Raw genomic sequence first — 19,523 nt, 5'->3', positions numbered from 1 at the left:
TGGGCCCTTCCACGGATACCAGGAAGAGAGAATGCGATAAAACTCAGAAGCGCGATTCCAAAAGTGTATCCGCCCGAGCGCGCATGCTGCCGTCAGTTCGGCTCCATATATAGGCGCCGAAGATGTTCGGTGATCAGCATGACCGCGCGGCACCGAACATCTTCACAGTCGATCGACCGGCTCCTCGACCCAGGCCTCGCGAGCGAACCAATTGTGATTGGCGCGACAGACCGGACAATGAGTATTCCCGAAAAACACCACGCTTCGCAGAAACGTCTCACGATCGGATATGATGCCGGTGGGAATAACGCGATCGGTCTGGGGGCATTTGACCATAATCATACCCATGTAGATCGTCCCTGAATATTATTCACTGATGAAACGAAGGCAGGCCGGTAGTCGGAGTGCGAGTGCTAGCTATTTGGGGCCGCGTGCACTGAAACGCTTCCTGGTCCATAAGGAGGGCTGTCCATGATGGTGCCTTGCCAGATTGACCGGACCGCTGCTTGAGCGATTTCCTGAAAATTGCGGTCTTGGCTGGGCAGCTCGTGTGCGGTGATTATGCGATCGCCCTTGGATATCTCTGAAGCGCCTATGGAGGCCTTCAGACCGGATGCGGTCGCGGTGTCTAGGTCGCCGTACCCGGCGAAAACCATGATGGCGCACACGACAGACGTATCGACCGACCCGAGCACGAGCTCACTCCGTTTACGTAATGCTTGAATATTCACATTAAAAATTCGATTTGCAAATTGAATTTACCATGCGGTTCAATTTAACTTTCGCCAAGTTGGACAGTGATACTGTTGGATCTATTTGCCGCTGCGACAACAAGGCTCATGACCATCCGAACGCCTCTTTGTATCGCAGGAAATGCCGCAGGTTCAGCCATAAGAGCAAAATTTTTGTTCATTTTAAATTATAAATACCGTTGTTAATTTGGTCCGATGACGTAAGCTATTTTTCTAAATTCGTTCGGTTGGGAGGGAACGATGTTGGAATCAATTCAAAAGAAGCGCAGCTCCGGCTTTACTGTCCAGCAATTGGCAAAGATGCGCGAGGAACTAGTAAGTATCGGCGAAAAGGAACGCGTTCTTAGGGAGCGTAGCGCTTGTCGGGAACTCTATCGGTATCTCCTGGATGCTCATCGTCTAGCTGCGTGGCCAAATGCTCATGAAGAAGTGTTGGAGATTCCACCAACTGGAAGGGGCGAAAGCAATCAGCTCGCCGCCTGATCGGGGAGGCGGTTTCCAATAAAGCGAAGTGGTGTTTGCCCGCACCGAGCATTGGGCCTGCATCGCTAGCCAAACTGTTTTTCTAGTCTGAGGCGGCTGTTCGTCCGATCGAAGGCCGTGAGGGGTATACTGCGGGCCTCCTCGCCGCTGACTCGACCCAGTGACGAGACTGATCCGCTCATGTGGCTGAAGTCGTGTTGGAAAAATCTTCCGCAGACGTGTTGTTTAAGCCGGCGGTCGATGCAGTCTTTGCGCTGCTCGATGGCCGGCCGGTGCTGTTCAGTGGAGCAAGACAAAAGATCTATCAACTGGACCAGGTAGGTGGCTTTATCTGGTGCAAATTGGCGCAAGGCGCTTCTCTGGCTGCTGTGTATCACGAGCTGGGCAAGCTGGACGTTGTTGAGCACGTCGCGCGCCAGTTCGTGCGGCAGGCCATAGACACCTGGATCGACCAGGGGCTGCTGGACATCGACCGGCCAGTGTCGGCCAATTGCGCCTTCTCAGCGATGTTGGGGCGGCATCGTATCAGTGTCCGAGCTGAAAACTGGGACCTCCTGCAGCGGTTGGTCTCGCTATTTTGTGCTTCGGGCAACGAGGAAGGCCAAGGCGATATCGCGATCGTGGCGATGATGCTGGACGATCAGGTGCTCTTCGGCGGAATTGACGCGGGCATCCATAGATGCGGAGTCGAGGCACTTGCACCTACACTCAAAGCCCACCTCACCGATCGGCTCATCCGAAGTGATCGATGGGTCTTCGCTCTCCATGCTGCGTCTCTTGTGAAGGCCGGGGCTGGCTTGCTGTTGTGCGGCGAGCCGGGAGCCGGCAAGTCGACACTTTCACTGCAGTTGGTGGACGCGGGATTTCAATATGCCGGCGATGACGTTGCGCTGATCGAGAGTGATGGCACGGCCTGTGGAATCCCGTTTGCTCTCACCCTTAAGGAAGGGTCGTGGGAGTGGTTGTCGGTATTGCAAAGCAATTGGGACGGCGTCACGCATCGCCGAGCCGATGGCGCCGAGGTGCGATATTTGCCAATTTCGAACGCGCACAACGGAAGTCTTGCTGTGGGCTGGATCATTTTCTTGAACAGAGTCGCGCAAGGTTCGCCGGAGCTGACCGCCTTGGATCAGCTCGATTCGATGAAGCGGCTCATTGAGGGCGCATTTGCCGCCGACGGAAAGCTGTCTCAGGCCGGCTTTTCCGCGTTGAAGCGGATTGTTTCTGGTGCACGATCATTTCAGCTTACTTACTGCGAGGCAGTGGAAGCTCGGGAGCTATTGGCGGACTTGTGTAATGGGAAAGCATAGTGCGGCACTGATAAGCCTCTGTGATTGCTTGCGAGGCGCCCCGCCTGCGGATGTGGATTGGATGTCCGTAATCGGTCTCGCGAACGAGACCCTGACGACGCCTGCCCTTATTGACTTCGTTGACCAACACGCATCCGTGCTGCCTGAGGACGTCAGCGCATATGTCCGCCAGATCTATCGCCGAAATGTTCAACGCAACGAGCGGTTGGCGGATCAATTGGAGGAAGCTGTCGTTGCGATGAATGGTCGCGGAATTACGCCGGTGCTACTCAAGGGGGCGGCGACACTAGCTGCCACGCCCGAGCGGCGAGGTGTTCGACTGATGTCCGATCTGGATATTATGGTCATGCCGGACGAAGCTGAAGATGCAATTTCTGCTCTTCGCGCAATTGGCTATGAGATTCATGCTCAGGCTTCTCGCGAAAGCCGGAGATGGTTTGTCGAACTGATCCGATCGATCGATGTCGGCGCCATCGATCTGCAGCAGGCCGTTCCTGGCCCTGCGTACTGCTACCGCGACGCTGCTCTCAGCCATTGCGTCCCCATGTCGCTGGGGCGGGGAAGCGTGCGAATTCCGGCGCCCACGTACCGAGCACTCATGCTAATCATCCATGACCAGTTTCAAGATTATGGCTATTGGCTTGGCGACCTAGATCTGCGGCATTTGGTCGAATTGCGCGATCTGAACAGTTCCATCGGGGGGCTCGACTGGAAGGAACTGACCTCCCACATCTCTGGCGGATTGATGAAGAACGCGGTCGAAACGCAGCTGTTTGCTCTCGCTGAGCTGCTTGGAGTCGAGATCCCGCAGGCGCTGCGCTCCCGATTGATTCCGCGTTTGCAGTTCATTCGTCAATTGATGCAGGCGCGCTTTCCGGGCTCACGCGTGCCCTTCCTTGCGATGACAGTCCTGGATCTCAGAAATTACCGGCGAGAGGCGTCCCTTGGCTACGCGCAGAGCGCGCGCCGCGGGTCGTGGTCGATGCCAAAAGCGAACACCATGCATTTTCTATTGAAGATGGCCACCGCGGTTCGTGCGGGAAAGGTCTAGGGTGGTCGATGGTGACGTTGGCCTTAGAGGTGAGCGGTCGAACCTTCGCAGTGGTTGCAGCGCTAGGAATGCTCTCGACCGCCAGCACTCCGATCCGTCGGTTCGCCATTCTCGGGGATTCTGAACTCCTCCAGCGTATGGCCGGATTGGAGGGCGGCTACTAGCCAGCGAGGCTGCTTACCGCGTCCTGACCAAGTCTCTGTCGGCTGGAGCGGGTTGCAGTACTTCGGCATGACCTTGGGATACCTGCGGCGCGCCGGCGGCTGGCTTGTCCCTGTCTGAGCCGCCCCGCCTTCAGTTTCGCTGAACTGGTCCGACTGGTTGAGCTGCGCGAGGCGTTTTTCTAGCTCCCGCTTTTCGGCTGTGATCTTTTCGGCAAGAATCTTCGTTAGCTCCTCGTGGAGGAGCCAAAGTTCCTCAAAATCCATGGCTTCGAGATCCTGCCTGCGCATAGCATTCTCGTCACCGTTCGACTGACCGGTCATTCATCTATCATCCTCCAAATTGACTGAAGTCAGGGTTGAATTTGACGACGCAATAAATTCATTATATGGTATTTAATAATTATTACGATGATTATTTTATTAATAAGCGTCAGAAAGCTAGAGGCTAAAGGCGCATAGTGGAGGAATGATCTTGATCGAGTATCCTCTTGAACGTCTTCAGGATTCGGTAAGCCGGTTTATCGTTCCCTCGGCTGCATTATCAGACATCCAGGCCCTGAGGTCCCAAATCGAACTCCGACGGCGCGCGCTCAGGGATATCGAGGTCATCCGCTCCCGTTTGCGGCTGTGGGACGGTCGGGCAACTACAATGGTGTCTCGACGGGGGAAGGGAGGGTCCACTCGCGGTGGACATTTGGCGAGGCTGCGGCGTGGCAGGTCGTTCGCGCGGCCGAGTTAGTCTCGTCCCTTCAAGTGGGCCGTGTCGCTTGAACGGTTCCGCGGCTACATCTCAGACGTGCAATTAACGCCCCTCCGCGGTTTAATTGTGCGGATTGCTATTTTTCCGGCTTGATTAGTTCGCGCGGCGCAGTTATGTGGGCGCGAGTTTCAGCACGGTTCCACGTATTTTTTTGTGAAAATTCGACTCCCCGACTTGATTAATGTTGACCGGAACATTATCAGTTGAGCACAACTATACGGTGGACCATGTCAGCAAAGAAACTCGAATTAGAATCCATGTCCCTTGACGATCTCTGGTCGCTTCATGAGGAAATCAGCGGGATCTTGTCTGACAGGATCAAGGCGGAAAAGCACGAATTGGAGAAACGCCTGGCCGCACTTGGGGGCGGGATGGCTTCTTTGGCGGACTCAGGTGCGTCAGGCCTAACTCAGACCGGCAAGCCGAGGCGTAAATATCCGCGCGTGCTGCCGAAGTATCGGAACCCGCAGACTTCCGAAACCTGGTCAGGGCGTGGCAAGCGGCCTCGGTGGTTGGTTGCCGCGATGAAGTCCGGCAAGCGGATTGAAGAGTTTCGCATCGGGGATGCGGGGCAGAAGCTCCGTCAGCGGGCCTGACCCGATCGGCAATGCTCAACAGGATGGTAGGGGTAAGCGGCGCTGCTCGATTGATCGTGCGGCTAGTAGGCATTGCGCCCCCGCAACAGCTCCACCGGAGTTCGCAGCAGGATTGCGAGATCGAGCCGAAGGCTCCAATTATCGATGTACCAGAGATCGTATTGTACACGCGTCTCCACCGTGACTGCCGTGGGCGTCGGGCCGCGGCAGCCATGGACTTGGGCCCAGCCGGTCAATCCCGGCCTGACCCTGCGGCGAAGGGCGTAGCTCCGCACGAGCTTGTCAAATTCTCCGTCGTGAGCCAGGGCGTGGGGACGTGGGCCTATCAACGACATGCTGCCGTCGAGAACATTCAGCAGTTGTGGCAGTTCATCGATGCTTGTCCGGCGCAACCATTTGCCGATGCGGGTGATGCGTCGATCCGTGCGGTTGGCTTGAAGGATCATGGGTCCGTCCTCGAGCACATGCATCGTCCGGAATTTGCGGATCAAGAAGATCCGGCCGTTGAAGCCGCAGCGTTGCTGCCGAAAGAATATCGGACCGGTTGAGTCCAGCTTGATCGCAACCGCGACTAGAGCGAGCAGCGGGGCAAAGATCGCCAGGGCGAAGCCCGCGCCGATAAGATCAATCATTCGCTTGGTCGCGCATTCCAGCGGCGTGAGGGGGCCACGCTGCAGTTCTACACAAACGGCACTTCCAAGTTTCCGCGTAGGATGTCGAAGCAATTCGGATGTCGTGCCGACCGGCACGAACATGATCGGGAACGGCAATACTCGCAAATCGGCAACGAAGGCTCGCAGTTCGGGCCATCGCTCCGGGTCGGCTTCCACCACCACCTGGTCGAGCTGGCAATTGCGAATGTAGTCAATCACACGGGCCGTGAGCCGCCTTCGACAGGCAGGACCGAAGCCAACCGGAGGCAAGCTGAACCGTCCCTTGACGCAATAGCCCTGCATTGACAGGGTTTCGGACAACCCCGCGTTTTTCGACAGTGGTTGATCGCTGATCAGAACAATATTTGTGTTGGCGAACTTTCTGCCGCTCAGGCCCCTTCCGAGCAGCGCCTTGACTCCCCACCGCTCGGCCACAAGCAAGCCCAGGGCCAGGACGGCGAAAAGCAGGAAAAGCAGGCCTCCGTGCTGAGAAGTCCCCGGGCGGACTGCTAAGCCGTATACAGCCCAACCGAAGGCCGACAGTGACATCCAAGCTATAGAGACAGCGCGTATCTGGTTTCGGAGGACGAGGAGCTCGACTGGCTGATAAAGGCCGCGGGTCTTCAGCAGACAAACAAGACAAGCTGCACTGACCAGCGCCAAGCCAACAGCGTCACTCAAGTTGGCCGCGGCTTGCCCATTCTGAACCTGGTACAGGAATGTGGAAACGACGCTGGCAAATAGAATGATGGCAATATCCGCACAGAGCGCCACGTATTCGACCGCGTCATAACGAAGAGGCCATTTGTGCTGGCGGAATACTGGCGGCTCGGGACTGACCTGATCGGCAATCTCACGATCAGGGAAATGTCGGTTCACGAAATTCATCGCCGTGGCCCTGAAATTTAATTATTTAATTATTAATAATTAATTGAATTTATCAAGTGCAAAATCATGGTTCCAGACGGTTAATTTGGCCGTGCGCCGCCTTGTCGCGGGATCCACGATCGCCCGTCGAGCCAAAGATCGCTGGCTCAGGATCTTATCGCGAACCCGGCCTGGAATTCCGCGCGCGCACTTGGTCGAGGTATGTCGGATCCTGCTCTGAAATTAGGCCCTCGAGATAGGTCTTACCGTCGGACGAGGCTGACCGGTACGCGCTCGCAAGCGCCGGCCTGAGGGCAGGCCGATGCGTAACGACGAGGCTCACGTCGCGCTTGATCAAGTCGCGAAGTTCGGGCTCCCGTACCACAGCATCTGTAGCGAGCGCGACGGATACGCGTAACGGAACCAGATCCAAATCATTGGGCGCAGTATAATACGACATCTTGAGCATCGCTGCCGTGCTGGACTGGGGCGAATTGTGCTTGGACGCTGCCGCGAGCATGAGCCAAATGTCGCCGCGGAGAGGCGATGAGTGCAATGCGCGAGTAAGCGCATTCGAAGGCACTGGAAGAGCCGTCTTTTGCTCGTTCACAGGAGGGGCCGAAATTCCGTTGGAACTTGATCCCCCTCGGGTCGACAAGTCTTCACGCGATGCCGCAATCGAAGCCGGCTTCGATATCCCGTTCGGCCATGCTGCTGTGGTCGACACAGCTGTCGACAAAGGGGATTGACCACCGAGAGACCACTCGGGGAAGACCATCCATAGTGCCTGCATGATCAACGTGATCCCTAGCACCATCAGGGTAACGCGAGGCCAAGCGATGGCAAGCACCAACGCGAACTTCGGGCGAGACGCTGGAGCTGGACCGGCAGCCCGGTCGGAAGCCTCTTTCGATTCCAACGATAGGGCATCACGACCTGCGCCGGGGATGCTCTGGCCGAACGCCAGCCCGAAAAGCACGGCGACCGAAAGCGATGCGCCAAAACCCAGAATTCCATGATCGGCAAAGGCCAGTATCGTCAGCGCAATTGAAGCTGCCGCACCCAAGGCTGGATACACGTAATCGTAGGCCTGCGACAGAGAGCGCCTGATCAGAACACAGGCGCCGAGCGTTGCAACAACCAGGACGCCGAAGAGAAAGGCCCACCCCATGTCTATAACGATCGTGGCGGCAGCGGTTGGCCTCTCGCGCGAGGCGCCGCCTCCAACATCCCGGTAAATCGGCAAAAGGACCGTCGACGCGCCCGCACCGGATCCCGCCGGCCCGACGTCCTGCAGCATCCGCTCGGTTGCGGTCTGGCTGCTCGTCGACAACGCGATCGTCGGGTCGCTGTTCGTTCTGAGCGGCATGACGGTTAGAGTGGCGATGAAGATGATCGCGGCGGCGGCGAGAACGCCAGCGGAACCCCACAAACCCAAGAACCACCTGCGAATCGCGAACACCGAGAGCAGGAGTCCTGATCCGAGGAGGGCGGCAACAACGGCGGCCAAGTCGGCCCGGATGAGCAGCGCGGCCACACAGACAATCATTGTGATGATCGCGGCGGACAGAGCAGGGAGCGGGGCTGGGACAATTGTTCCTGGCCGACTGCGTCGCCGCAACTGATCGACCGCGCGCATCGCTGCCGCACAGGACAGCAAGACGCCGAGCACTGCGACGGTTGAACCATCGGGGCCAGCGGCACCAATCGTTTCCTTGCCGAACCACATAGCTGTAGCAATTGTGGTTACCGCCAGCAGGAGATGCAGGACTTGCGCTGCGCGAATTCGGTCAAGCGTGATGACCGCAGTGACGAAAGCAGCTGCGAGCACGGCGCAATACTGCACGAGCGAGAACATGGTCGCCCCAGTATCGACTGTGATTATTTCAGCGAGGGGCTCGTTCAAGGCCACCGATGCAGTTGCCCAGATGGGATTGCCGAGTGTGCCCATGGGCATCGGCACTGCCTGTAGCGCCATCAGAAACGCCGGAGCTGCAAGCGCAATGACGATGCCAGGCCGGAGCAGCTTGGCGACCCCGAGAGAGGTGGGTGGCGGAAAAATTGCCACCGTCAGCGCCGCTATTGCAAGTACGAAGGCTGCCAACACCCAGATCTGCAAGGTTTCCGGCATTGCGAGCGCCGCGGCGATCGCCACCAATTCGGCCAACATGACAAGCCGGACAATCATGAAACACCATCGTGTGGTGCGGCCACTCCGCTGATCCGCTGGCTGGAGAACGTGATGGCCGCTAGGAGACAGCCTCAAGAACCCGACAGACCGTAACGGATGTAGTGGCTGTCATGATAGTAGTAGCTCCGATGACCGTCATATCGAGCCATTGCTTTGGTATCCGTTTTGCTGAGAACCGCCCCGATCAACGATTCGTGGATGTTGGGGGCCGTGTGTAGTGCGTGCTGCACGACATCGATTTTGGTCCGGCCCCATTCAACGACAAGGATGTAGCAATCTATGAGAGATGAAGTGGCTCGAACATCGACCAACGGGGTCAGGGGAGGAAGGTCGACGATGACGTAGTCATATTCGGCCCGCAAACGGTCGAACAGCTTGCTTATCGCGTCGGCGCAGAGAATTTCGCTGGTGTGAAGCAGAGGTCCCCGCCGCACGGCGGGTAGAAATGCAAGATTGGTCGTCGGATCCCGCCAGATTGCATCGGCGAGCGACCGGCTGCCGTTTGCAACTTCGAGGATTCCGCAGCCCGCCTTGGGCGCGAGGATGGAAGTCAGTGAGGGATTCCTGAGGTCGCAATCGACGATGATGGCTCTCTTGCCGGTGTGTCCAATCAATTGCGCAAGCGAGGCTGCAATTGTGGTCTTTCCCTCATTGGGTAAGGCCGAGGTAATGCCGATGACCTGCGAGGAGATTTTCGCCGGATTGTGGTCGATGGCCAGCTTGATAGAACGAATTGCCTCGGTGTATCGAGAAAGGGGCATCCCGACCACGGTCCGATGGATCGCAGTTGGGGACGAAACTATTCGTTGCTGAACATCATCATCGGTTTTCTGGAGTCGAACTGGTGGCTTCGGAGATTTACGAGCCGGCAACAGCGGGACCAGAGATAGACAAGGCAATTCCAGCACGGTTTCCACTTGCGAAGAGGTCCGAAAAACGCGGTCCATGAGGTCTCTGAGGAGCGCTAGGCCGATGCCGACCGCGAGACCGCCGAACATGCCGAACGCCAGCACCAGCCTTGTTTTTGGCTTGCTCTTGGTCGGCGGCGGCGAAGCGGGAAAAAGCATCCGCGTTTCTGAGACGGGAAATGTCTCCTGCTGCGCGGAGCCCATATAACGCTGCAAAAAGGTCTCATACAAGGTACGTAAGCCCTTTGCCCGGCTTTCCAGATCCTTGATGGTTAGCTCAGCAGAATTGACCGAACGGGACTGCGAAACGGCCTTGGACAGCTGCTTTTCGATTTCTTCCTGGCGCTGTTTGGCGAGTTCGAATTCGCTTCGGCTGACTTCGGCAAGTCGTCGGACTTCGTCGAAAATGGAGACACGAAACTCCCGAATCCGGTTGCGAACATTGACGACTGCCAAGTGGTCGCGACCGACCCTCGCCGTCAACTCGGCCTCACGCCGGGAGAGCTCCAGGTACTGCTGACGCAGCCCCGTAATGATCGGACTGTTGAGCCCATCGCTCCCGATAGCATCCAGATCGACCAGCGAGGACGACTTCTTCGGATCGGAGGCAAGAAGGGTTTCATAGCGAGCCAACTTGGCTGTCGCCTCAGATGTCTGGGTGCGTGCGGCCGCCAACCGATTGTTGATTTCCGTGATCTGCTGCTCGGTGATTGGCTTTCCATCCAAGGAAACAATATTGTTCTGAGCCTTGTAGATGTCGACTGCACGTTGTGCGGCGAGAGCTTGGTCACCGAGCTCGCGCAGCCGCTCCTGCAGCCAGCTTGTTGCCCTGCGATTGGCGTCGAATTTTGCGTTGAGCTGGTCGGCAACGTAAGTATTGGCGACCGCGTTGACAATCTCCGCGGCGCGGACAGCGCTGCTCGAGCTGAAGCCGATCTCAATGATGTTGCTGTGCCCGACTCGTCCCGCTGAAAGTCGGCTGAGAAATGCGTCTACGATGGCATCTGATGGTTCACCTTGCGTATTGGACGGCGCGTCTTTCTTCGATCCAGTCGAGGCCAATGACCGAATTCGCTGCCAGAGCGACTGCATAGATGGCCCTGATGCACTGAAGTCCGGATCGCCGGTCAGTTTCAGCTGGTCAATTACCGCAACCGCAGTGGCCTTCGATCTCAAGAGCTGAAGCTGGGTCTCGATCTGATTGAGATCGAAGGCCGGCTCGGCGAGGAGCGATTGCTGCTGAACAAATTGAGGCCTTGGATTGGCCAATAGGATCTGAACCTGCGCCTCATAGGTTGGAGGCACCACTCGGAGATAGAGCAGGCTGGCTGCAATGGCGAGCGCAGCAGTGACAAGGATAACAAGATACTGGCGTCGTAGGAGGCCGATAGCGAAATTGATGATCTCGCTGATACCGCCGCCGCTTGTCTGGGCGGGTTGAGCGAGGTTCACCGGCAGCCGTAGTCTATCCGTGTGTTGAAGATTGTTTTGAAGCATCACGTACCTGTCGACGGTGGGTCACCTTTGCGGCCGCCCGCCCGCAGGCCGCATTTAAGGAAACTCGCGGGGCAGGCGATTATATATCTTATAAAAATCTTCTTGCCAAATTAAATAAATCATTTATTAATCGCGACAAGATTGAAAATGACGTCGTGGTTAGTTCGTCCGGCTTGATGCCGATAAATGATAGATTTTTCTGTGACTTAAGCCGTGACCAATATTTCTCGCCGAAAATAATGTGAACGTTGGGGAGCGAGTTGGGAGCGCGCGGATTAATTATTTCGTATTGCCGCTCGCTGTATCGAAACTCGATCCGGATTTAAACGGGGCAGGAGAGTGCCTAATGCTGGAATTGCGATCCTTGGCGATCCCCGATGTCAAAGTAGTTCGCCCAGATCGGTTCTCCGACGCCCGCGGATACTTCTCCGAGACCTTCCAGCGATCGACCTTTGCGGAGAAGGGGATTCTCCATGACTTCGTTCAGGATAATCAGTCCAGCTCGGATCGTATCGGCACGGTGCGCGGCTTGCATTTCCAGCGAGCGCCATTCGCCCAGGCGAAGCTGATACGGGTGTTGAGCGGCGCCATTCTCGACATCGCAGTGGATCTCCGGCGTTCATCGCCCAGCTTTGGTAAGCACATCGCCATCCAGCTGGATAGTGAAAGCGGCGAGCAGTTGTTCATTCCGAAGGGCTTCGCGCATGGTTTCTGTACGCTGCAACCCAAGACCGTCGTCCTGTACAAGGTAGACCAGGTCTACGCCCCGAGCCATGACGGTGGCGTCTATTGGGCTGATCCAGCACTAGAGATCAGGTGGCCCGTGACAGTCTCAGAGGCGCAGCTGTCGCCAAAGGACCAGCTCCTTCCTACGCTCAACCAGGTTGGTTACGTTTTCGACTAGTGGAGACGAGTAGATGCGCATCTTGGTGACCGGCGGGGCGGGCTTTATCGGTTCTGCGGTGTGTCGTCGTTTGGTGCTGCAGACTGGGGCCGCAGTGATCAACGTCGACAAGTTGACATACGCAGCCAATCTGGCTTCGCTCGCGAGCCTGGAGAGGCTGGAGCCCTATGCGTTCTTGCAGTCCGACATCTGCGATCGCGAGGTCATGGATATCGCGTTCGCCGAATACGAGCCGGATGCGATCATACATCTGGCCGCCGAAAGCCACGTCGATCGTTCAATCAACGGGCCCGACGCATTCGTCAACACCAATATCGTCGGCACCTACACGCTATTGGAGGCTGCCAGAACCTACTACGAACGTCTGCCGCTTCCGAGGCGGAAGCAATTTCGTTTCGTTCACGTATCGACAGACGAGGTCTACGGTTCACTGGGAGCAGACGACCTGTTTCGCGAGGACACGCCCTACAGACCGAGCTCACCGTACTCGGCGAGCAAGGCTGCATCGGACCACCTCGCACTTGCATGGTTTAAGACCTACGGTTTGCCGGTCATCGTATCGAACTGCTCGAACAACTACGGGCCATACCAGTTCCCAGAAAAGCTCATCCCGCTGACGATCCTCAATGCCATCGACCGGAAGCCTCTACCGGTCTACGGCGACGGCCGAAACATTCGCGATTGGCTTCACGTCGATGATCATGCCGCTGGCTTGATAAGACTGCTGCACGAAGGGAGGCCGGGCGAGAAGTATAATTTCGGCGGAAATGCCGAGCGATCCAACTTGGACGTTGTCTCCCGGGTTTGTGAGGTGCTGGATCGGCTATCTCCGGGCGCAATAACGAGACGATCTCTCATCACGTTCGTGCCGGATCGTCCAGGACATGATGCGCGCTATGCAATCGATGCGTCGAAGGCACATCGCGAACTCGGCTGGGAACCGACGAGGACCTTCGAACAGGGGTTGGCCGAAACTGTCGGTTGGTACCTCAAAAATCGTGCATGGTGGGAGCGCGCTCGCCGCGGTGTTTATGATGGCTCGCGTCTCGGTCTCCTGGCCTCCCAACACTGAGGTGAAGATGACAGATCGACCCCTCTTAATTGCCGGCCGGAATGGTCAGTTGGCAAAGTGTCTTCGTGATCTTGCTGCAAGGCGCGGTCTGCCTGCGGTCGCTCTCGGGCGCCCGGAACTCGATCTAGAGAACCGCGAGGGGATCGACAAGCTCATCGGGTCTATCGCGCCGTCTGCAATCATCAATGCGGCCGCATATACGGCGGTCGATCGGGCCGAGTCGGAAGCGGCGAGAGCGTTCAGTGTCAACCGCGATGGCGCGGCGGCGTTGGCGGACGTCGCGTGGCAAATGAATATTCCGCTGATCCATCTTTCCACCGACTATGTGTTCGACGGTGCGAAACCCGATGCATACGACGAAAGTGACATTCCCGCACCGTTGAGCGTCTATGGCGCGTCGAAGCTGGCCGGTGAAGCTGCTGTATTGGCAGCGCACCCGCTCGCGACCGTGATCAGATGCTCTTGGCTTTACAGCCCTTATGGCAGCAATTTCGTTCGAACGATGCTGCGGCTATGTGAGACGCAGGAAATTGTAAGGGTCGTCCACGACCAGCATGGCAATCCGACCTCTGTATTCGACCTCGCGGAGGCTGTCCTTCGGATCGCAGAACGGTCGGTAACGGACGATCGCAGGGCGACGGCCGGCATCTTTCATCTCGCGGGTCAAGGCGAGACGAACTGGCACGACTTCGCGCAGGCAATCTTCTGCGAGCGTTCCCGTCGTGGAGCGAAGATCCCGGTGCTCGAGGCGATTACGACTGAGGAGTTTCCGACCGCTGCGCGCCGGCCTCGGAACTCGCGCCTGGACTCATCCAAGGCCGAACGCGTGTTTGGGATTCGATTGGCACCTTGGCGCCATTCACTGAAGGCTTGTCTGGAGCAGATGGTGGGAGAAGGAGAAGTCGATGCTGAAGGGAATCGTGCTGGCCGGCGGCAGCGGAACGCGCCTCTATCCGATCACGCGCGTGGTCAGCAAACAGTTGCTCCCGATCTATGACAAGCCAATGATCTATTATCCCCTGTCGACGCTGATGTTGGCAGGAATTCGCGAAATCCTGATCATCACCACGCCCTCAGATCGGTGTCAGTTCGAGCGGTTGCTGGGTGACGGCAGCCAATGGGGCATTCGGCTCAGCTACGCGGAACAAATCCGTCCTGCCGGTCTCGCGGACGCCTTCATTATTGGTGCCGATTTCATCGGAAGCGATCGTGTGGCGATGGTGCTTGGGGACAATATATTCTTCGGCGATGGCCTGAGCGATTTGCTTGCCAGGGCGGCAGGACGCGAGGAAGGCGCAACGGTTTTTGCCTATCACGTGCGAGACCCAGAACGATATGGCGTGGTTGCGTTTGATGCGGCGGACCGCCCGGTATCGATCGAGGAGAAACCCAAACGGCCGGCTTCGAACTGGGCAATTACGGGGTTGTATTTTTTCGACAATCGCGTTGTCCGCTACGCTCGTCGCGTCGAGCCGTCCTCACGCGGCGAGCTCGAGATTACCGATCTTCAGATGCGTTACCTTTCGGCAGGTGCGCTCCACGTTGAGCGCATGGGGCGGGGGTTTGCCTGGCTGGACACCGGTACGGTCGAGTCTCTCATCGATGCAGGTACGTTCGTGCAGACCCTGGAAAAGCGGCAGGGAATGAAGATTGCCTGTCTCGAGGAAGTCGCCTTCAGGCTCGGCTTCATCAATCGTGATCAACTTCTTGCGCTGGCGCAACCGCTGGAAAAGAGTGGCTACGGAAAATATCTGAGCGACATCACGGCGCTGCCGCAATTCGCTTCGCAATAGCGCTTAGCCGGTCGGGAAGTTATTTTAAATGTGCGCGGGTAAATGTTTGACGGCCGTTTTAAATAGAATTAAAATGTTCGTCGATAATCTATTTAATTGGTATGGCCATGCTGGATCAAAAGGCGGGCGTCTTTGGCCGGGAAGCTGGGGCCGCTCTTCCGGGGGGAGCTATTCCCGTTCTTTGGCAGGAATCGCCGTTTTTCAATGCATTGGCGGGCTTCGATCCGCCCGGCCTTTGGGCTCCGCCGTTTGCTGATCCGCGAGCAGGCGGGTTGCGCAGGGGGCCTCCTCTCGCACTTCTCGTTGGTGGCGCCTCGGTCCTCGACCAGTTGTCTCGGGCCGGCTCGGACGATCCGTCGGACTTGGGCGGGGATATGCCACCGCCTTCTCCACGTCTTTCCAGTCGCGATTGCCCGCTTTGCTCTCGGGTTCAGCAAGCCTCGTGGCGTCCCAACTGTGTTCGCAGGCGGGACGGGAAGCCTGTTTCCGACCAGCACCTACAACTCAACGAGCTATGGCGTTGACGTCGTTTTTAGACCGCAGCTAGCGGCAGCATAGGAGACGCAGGATGCACGCCGAACTTTATACCGATGGAATCGAGGAAATTACCGTCAGCGGAACCATCGTCCGCATCGATCTGGTCAGTCTTTCACCGACGGAGCGTGACGCCAACAATGTCCCCAAGCGGGTGTTTTCTCAGCGGCTGATCTTCTCGGTCGAATCCTTCGCCAATTCAGTCGATGTGATGCAGAAGGCGCTGCAGGGACTGGTTGATGCCGGCGCGGTCCGGCGGAATCCGACAGCTGAGTCGCGCAGCGATGCGTCGGGAGTGCGTGATGCGCTGCCGCCCAACACACGGTCTCTGAATGTCTCTTCGAATTTCCGCTGAAATCGACGCCACTGGCGATGCAAGGGACCGGGTTGCGGATGCGCCCGGACTGGCTACGCAGACGGCATTGGAATGCCTGTCCAAGATCTCCGGACATCATGGCATCGATCTGCCGGTTGAACGCCTGAAGCATGCCTATGCCGTTGCCGGCCCGCCTTCGTTGAATCTTCTGTTGCGCATGGCGAAGGATGCAGGCCTGCGCGCGAAAAACACGAAACTGGACTGGGGTGCGCTGACGCGCCTCGGAGAAGCCTATCCGGCGCTGGTTCGGCTCGCCAATGGCAACTGGATCGTGGTTCTTGGTGCGGAACGGGGAGCTGAGGCTTCTGAGGCCGTCTGTGTCTTCGACCCGCTCGCCGACCGCAAGCACGAAGTCTTGGTTGTCGACCGTGACCGCTTCTGTGCCCAATGGGCAGGTGACACGATCCTGATCAAGCGCGAGCAGTCGACGCTGGATGGTCGGAGGAGTTTCGGTCTCCGGTGGTTCGTACCGGAACTGCTTCGTCAATGGCGACTGTTCAGGGACGTCGCGATTGCGGCCATCCTGCTCTATGCTTTGGGCCTGGTCGTTCCGATCTTTTTCCAGCTCGTCATCGACAAGGTTTTGGTGCACGAGAGCTTCACCACGCTCTACGTACTTGCGGCAGGAGCGGCCATAGCACTCGTCTTTGACGCGATCTTCGGCTTTCTGCGGCGCTACCTTCTGCTTTATGCGACCAACAAGGTCGACATTCGAGTTGCCACAAAAACGTTCGCGCATCTCCTCGGGCTGCCGGTCACTTTCTTCGAGCACATGGCCGCGGGGGTTCTGGTCAAGCACATGCAACAGGCGGCGCGGATCCGCGAGTTCCTGACCGGGCGGCTATTTTTGACGAGCCTCGATGCGCTTTCGTTATTCGTCTTCCTGCCGGTGCTTGCGCTCTACAGCGTCAAGTTGACCCTCATGGTTCTGGCCTTTACCGCCGCGAGCGGTGCTGTCGTTGGCCTGCTCATGGGTCCTTTTCGGCGACGTCTTTACGATCTTTACCAGGCGGAAGGTGCGCGGCAGGCTCTGCTCGTCGAAACAGTTCACGGCATGCGCACCGTGAAGTCGCTCGGGATGGAGCCGGTGCAGGGCAGGGTTTGGGATAGCCGCTGTGCACAGTCCGTGACCATGCGCTTCGGTGTCGAGAAGATTTCTGCAGGGGCCCAGGCGCTCACTGGATTTCTCGAGAAGATCATGACGCTTGGGATCATCGCTGTCGGAGCACTCGATGTCTTCGCCGGCGAAATGACTATCGGCGCGCTGGTCGCCTTTAACATGTTGGCTGGCCGGGTCTCCGGACCACTGGTCCAGCTCGTGACCATGGTGCACGAATATCAGGAAGTTGCTCTTGCCGTGAAGATGCTCGGCGAGGTCATGAATCAGACGCCCGAACGTGATGGTAGGAAAGACGGGCTGCGGCCCGACTTCGCCGGAAAAATCGAGTTCGACAGTGTTTCCTTTCGTTACGGAGCCGAAGGAGCGCCGGCACTTGATGATGTCTCCTTCGCCGTCGAGCCGGGTTCGATTTTCGGGATCGTGGGCCGGAGCGGCTCTGGCAAGACGACGCTCACGCGGCTGATTTCGGGCATGTATCCGGTGCAGCAGGGGCTCTTACGTATCGACGGCTATGATGCGAGGGAGCTCGACCTGGCGCACCTGCGCCGAAACCTCGGGATCGTCTTGCAGGATAATTTCCTGTTTCGTGGGACGGTCCGCGACAATATCGCCTGCGTAAAACGTGACGCGACCTTCGCCGAGGTCGTCGCTGCGGCCCAGCTCGCAGGAGCCGACGAGTTCATCGAGCGGTTACCGCGTGGCTTCGACACCATGCTCGAGGAAGACGCCGCTAACTTGTCCGGCGGGCAGAAGCAGCGCCTCGCGATTGCAAGGGCCCTGATCGTCAATCCGCGGATCTTGATTCTCGATGAAGCGACGAGTGCCCTCGACTCCGAAAGTGAAATGATCATCAGGCGCAATCTCCGCCGTTTGGCGGCAGGGCGTACCGTCATCATCGTCTCGCATCGGCTGTCGATGCTGACCGAAGCGAGCCAGATCCTGGTGATGGATCGCGGCCGGATCGTCGACGTGGATCGCCACGACCACCTCCTGTCGAAATGCACCATCTATCGGCATTTGTGGAACCAACAGATGAAGCAGATTGCATGAAGGAGCCAAGGCAATCACGCGCGGATGCGAAGCGGGACGGTCCGGTCATCGCCAGAACGGTCGAGCGACGGCGAAAGCTGTTCAGGTCGGCGCCGAGGCGGGCGCCAGTGATCGACGAATTCCAGTCCGATGCAACCGAGGTCGAGCAGAAAGCGCCGCCGCGGCTCGCTCGTCTCACCCTCTACGGGGTACTTGCACTGATTGCCTTCGCGGTCATCTGGGCATGCATATCGCAAGTGGAGATGATCGTCACGGCGCAGGGAAAACTGACCACGACACGTCCCAACCTGGTCGTGCAGCCGCTGGAAACGTCGGTCATACGCGAGATTCATGTCAAGGCCGGTGATCGCGTCAACCGTGGCGACGTTCTGGCGACCCTCGATCCGACCTTCTCACAGGCCGATTTCGATCAATTGCGCGGCAGAGTGGCTGGGTTGGATGCGTCGATCGATCGTCTGGGCGCCGAATTGAACGGGGCCGAGTATGCCGTCAAGGACCTGACAAATGCGGACCAGATCCTGCAGGGAAAGTTGTTCTTGCAGAGGAAGGCCGCCTATGAGGCGCAGCTCCAGAACTACGACGCCCAGATCGCTTCAGCTCGAGCCAATCTCAAGACAGCGCAAGACGAAGAGGGGGTTCTCCTACAACGGCTCGACACGATGCGTTCAATCGAAGCCATGCGCACCTCGTTGATGGACAAGGAGGTCGGTTCGAGGCTCAACTTTCTACTCTCTCGCGATGCGCGGCTCGAGGTTGAGAGCAATTTGGCGCGCGTTCGTGGCAGTATCGCCGATACTACGCATCGGCTGGAAAAGGCTCGCGCTGACCAGAAGGTTTTCACCGAGGAGTTTCGCCGCACCGCCTATCAGGAACTGGTGGAGACCGTGCCGAAGCGCAATAGCGCAACGGAGGAATTGAAGAAAGCCGAACTTCGCCGACAGTTAATCGTCCTGCAGGCGCCGGCAGATGCTGTGGTGCTGGACATCGCGAACCGGACAGTCGGCTCAGTGGTTCGCGAAGCGGAAACGCTGTTTGTCCTGGTTCCGCGTGACGTGCCGCTTCAGGCGGAGGTCAACGTCGAGGGACGGGATATCGGTCAGGTGGCGCTCGGGCAGGCGGTTCGTATCAAGTTCGAAGCGTTCCCTTTCCAGAAGTATGGAACTGCAACAGGAGAAGTCCGCGTCATCAGTCAGGACACGTTCTCACCGGATCCGAAGGCCGAAGGTGCGCGTCACGCGCCAGCTCCCTATTATCGCGTACTGGTCGACTTGTCGGACATGCACCTTCGGCTGCCGGCCGAGCGCATTCAACTGATCCCGGGTATGGCGGTGACGGCCGAACTGAAAGTCGGCAAGCGCACCGTGATTTCCTATTTCCTCTACCCATTGCTACGCGGATTGGATGAAAGCATCCGAGAATACTAACCCGACTTGGGATGGCGA

General features: G+C 57.8%; 15 protein-coding genes. 11 read left to right on the top strand and 4 right to left on the bottom strand.

Annotated elements, in window-relative coordinates:
- The first annotated feature begins 992 nt into the window (after positions 1-992).
- The 3 genes from NLM27_RS18185 to NLM27_RS18175 all read left to right on the top strand — a co-directional run bounded on the left by NLM27_RS18185 (position 993) and on the right by NLM27_RS18175 (position 3,596).
- On the top strand, positions 993-1,235 hold the full coding sequence (locus NLM27_RS18185; protein ID WP_254144611.1) for a hypothetical protein: 243 nt from the start codon (positions 993-995) through the stop codon (positions 1,233-1,235).
- A 182-nt stretch (positions 1,236-1,417) separates the two neighbouring features.
- A complete protein-coding gene (locus NLM27_RS18180; protein WP_254144610.1) occupies positions 1,418-2,545 on the top strand; it encodes a serine/threonine protein kinase in 1,128 nt (375 codons plus the stop codon).
- A gap of 61 nt (positions 2,546-2,606) precedes the next feature.
- Positions 2,607-3,596 carry a nucleotidyltransferase family protein gene (locus tag NLM27_RS18175; protein WP_254144609.1) on the top strand — a complete coding sequence of 330 codons (990 nt, stop codon included), beginning with the start codon at positions 2,607-2,609 and terminating at the stop codon, positions 3,594-3,596.
- Positions 3,597-3,658: 62 nt separating this feature from the next.
- Here NLM27_RS18175 and NLM27_RS18170 read toward each other — a convergent pair whose 3' ends face one another.
- Positions 3,659-4,048, bottom strand: coding sequence for an H-NS family nucleoid-associated regulatory protein (locus NLM27_RS18170; RefSeq protein ID WP_254148860.1), 390 nt, complete (start codon positions 4,046-4,048; stop codon positions 3,659-3,661).
- Positions 4,049-4,747: 699 nt separating this feature from the next.
- Here NLM27_RS18170 and NLM27_RS18165 point away from each other — a divergent pair.
- Positions 4,748-5,116 (top strand): H-NS family nucleoid-associated regulatory protein, encoded by a 369-nt coding sequence (locus tag NLM27_RS18165; RefSeq protein ID WP_254144608.1) that lies wholly within the window; start codon positions 4,748-4,750, stop codon positions 5,114-5,116.
- A 62-nt stretch (positions 5,117-5,178) separates the two neighbouring features.
- Here NLM27_RS18165 and NLM27_RS18160 read toward each other — a convergent pair whose 3' ends face one another.
- From NLM27_RS18160 to NLM27_RS18150, 3 genes are all read right to left on the bottom strand, one after another.
- Positions 5,179-6,657, bottom strand: coding sequence for an exopolysaccharide biosynthesis polyprenyl glycosylphosphotransferase (locus tag NLM27_RS18160; RefSeq protein ID WP_254144607.1), 1,479 nt, complete (start codon positions 6,655-6,657; stop codon positions 5,179-5,181).
- Between the two features lie 154 nt (positions 6,658-6,811).
- Positions 6,812-8,824 (bottom strand): hypothetical protein, encoded by a 2,013-nt coding sequence (locus NLM27_RS18155; protein ID WP_254144606.1) that lies wholly within the window; start codon positions 8,822-8,824, stop codon positions 6,812-6,814.
- A gap of 74 nt (positions 8,825-8,898) precedes the next feature.
- A complete protein-coding gene (locus tag NLM27_RS18150) occupies positions 8,899-11,232 on the bottom strand; it encodes an AAA family ATPase (RefSeq protein ID WP_254148859.1) in 2,334 nt (777 codons plus the stop codon).
- Positions 11,233-11,578: 346 nt separating this feature from the next.
- On the opposite strand from NLM27_RS18150, the gene rfbC reads away from it, so the two are divergent.
- From rfbC to NLM27_RS18115, 7 genes are all read left to right on the top strand, one after another.
- Positions 11,579-12,136, top strand: coding sequence for a dTDP-4-dehydrorhamnose 3,5-epimerase (gene rfbC / locus NLM27_RS18145; RefSeq protein ID WP_254144605.1), 558 nt, complete (start codon positions 11,579-11,581; stop codon positions 12,134-12,136).
- Positions 12,137-12,149: 13 nt separating this feature from the next.
- Positions 12,150-13,208, top strand: coding sequence for a dTDP-glucose 4,6-dehydratase (rfbB, locus tag NLM27_RS18140; RefSeq protein ID WP_254144604.1), 1,059 nt, complete (start codon positions 12,150-12,152; stop codon positions 13,206-13,208).
- A 7-nt stretch (positions 13,209-13,215) separates the two neighbouring features.
- Positions 13,216-14,205: a dTDP-4-dehydrorhamnose reductase gene (gene rfbD / locus NLM27_RS18135; protein WP_254144603.1), complete on the top strand. Its 990-nt coding sequence runs from the start codon at positions 13,216-13,218 to the stop codon at positions 14,203-14,205.
- A complete protein-coding gene (gene rfbA, locus NLM27_RS18130; RefSeq protein ID WP_254144602.1) occupies positions 14,114-15,001 on the top strand; it encodes a glucose-1-phosphate thymidylyltransferase RfbA in 888 nt (295 codons plus the stop codon). The genes rfbD and rfbA overlap by 92 nt, the downstream gene beginning before the upstream one ends.
- 568 nt (positions 15,002-15,569) lie before the next feature.
- Positions 15,570-15,890 (top strand): hypothetical protein, encoded by a 321-nt coding sequence (locus NLM27_RS18125; RefSeq protein WP_254144601.1) that lies wholly within the window; start codon positions 15,570-15,572, stop codon positions 15,888-15,890.
- Complete coding sequence (locus tag NLM27_RS18120; protein WP_254144600.1) at positions 15,868-18,081, top strand: peptidase domain-containing ABC transporter; 2,214 nt, start codon at positions 15,868-15,870, stop codon at positions 18,079-18,081. Before NLM27_RS18125 ends, NLM27_RS18120 begins: the two co-directional genes overlap by 23 nt.
- 107 nt (positions 18,082-18,188) lie before the next feature.
- Positions 18,189-19,505, top strand: coding sequence for an HlyD family type I secretion periplasmic adaptor subunit (locus tag NLM27_RS18115; protein WP_254144599.1), 1,317 nt, complete (start codon positions 18,189-18,191; stop codon positions 19,503-19,505).
- Positions 19,506-19,523 lie beyond the last annotated feature (18 nt).

This window comes from Bradyrhizobium sp. CCGB12 (genome assembly GCF_024199845.1).
Classification (GTDB): Bacteria; Pseudomonadota; Alphaproteobacteria; order Rhizobiales; family Xanthobacteraceae; genus Bradyrhizobium.
Note: the sequence above shows the minus strand (reverse complement) of the source record. Positions and strands in the feature narration are given on the sequence as shown.